This is a genomic window from Geminicoccus harenae (genome assembly GCF_019800005.1).
Lineage (GTDB): Bacteria > Pseudomonadota > Alphaproteobacteria > Geminicoccales > Geminicoccaceae > Geminicoccus > Geminicoccus harenae.
In genome coordinates this window covers 1-682 of the sequence record NZ_JABGCL010000221.1, presented here as the reverse complement: position 1 = coordinate 682, position 682 = coordinate 1, and the positions used below count along the sequence as shown (strand labels likewise).

General features: G+C 37.7%; 1 protein-coding gene. It reads right to left on the bottom strand.

Translation table 11 applies throughout. The features are described from left to right. On the bottom strand, positions 1-682 hold a 682-nt coding region (locus tag HLA95_RS30415), incomplete at both ends, for a Ty1/Copia family ribonuclease HI (RefSeq protein WP_222185181.1).

Sequence of the window (682 nt, the reverse complement as noted above, 5' to 3'; positions counted from 1 at the left end):
CATGGATTTTTAGATATATTGATAGCACTAGTGTTGTCACATCTAATAGGGATGTGATCAAGTGTGACCTTAAAGTCCTCAAGTTGTTGTTTCATATACAAGATTTGAGCACAACAACTTCCTGCTGCAATATATTCAGCCTCGGTTGTGGAAAGAGATACTGAGGTTTGTTTCTTGCTAAACCAAGAGACAAGCGCGTGGCCAAGAAAATGACAAGTGCCACTAGTACTCTTCCTATCGGTTTTACAACCGGCAAAATCAGCATTAGAATAACTTACAATAATAAAAGGAACATGCTTAGGGTAAAACAATCCTAAATCACATGTACCAATCAAGTATTTGAAAATACGCTTAACGGCAAGCAAGTGAGATTCCATAGGATTAGCTTGATAGCGAGCACACAAGCATACACTAAACATGATATCCGGTCTACTAGCAGTTAAGTAAAGTAAACTACCAATCATACCTCGATAAAGCTTTTGGTCTACTTTCTTACCGTGTTCATCATTGTCAAGTTTTGTTGAAGTACTCATAGGAGTGGGGCTTTGCTTAGCATTTTCCATGCCAAATTTCTTCAACATATCCTTTACATATTTGGCTTGATTGATGAAGATGCCATTTTGAGTTTGCTTGATTTGAAGTCCAAGGAAGAAAGTCAATTCTCCCATCATGCTCATCTCAA